General features: G+C 66.5%; 1 protein-coding gene. It reads right to left on the reverse strand.

Features of this window, described 5'->3' with window-relative positions; genetic code table 11:
• On the reverse strand, positions 1-227 hold a 227-nt coding region (locus SB754_RS22950; protein WP_410784558.1), incomplete at its 3' end, for a YidC/Oxa1 family insertase periplasmic-domain containing protein.
• Positions 228-236 lie beyond the last annotated feature (9 nt).

Genomic DNA, 236 nt, shown 5'->3' on the forward strand with positions numbered 1-236 from the left:
ATGGCAGCGGCCATCCAGTAGCGCTGGGTGATGCCGACCCAGCCGCCCGTGCCGCTCTCCTCGGCGCCTTCGCCGTTCTCCAGCTTGCCGAACTTGCGCTGGACCAGCGTGCCGTCGACGATCGCCAGGGCGCCCTCGCTTCTTCCAGCAACTGCCACTGTGATGGGGATGATCGTGTTGAGCCAGCTGCCAAGCGCCCGGGATCTGCTGGGGATCGCACTCGTCACAGCCGGTAT

Source organism: Leifsonia sp. SIMBA_070, from assembly GCF_046534635.1.
In the GTDB taxonomy this organism is placed as follows: domain Bacteria; phylum Actinomycetota; class Actinomycetes; order Actinomycetales; family Microbacteriaceae; genus Leifsonia.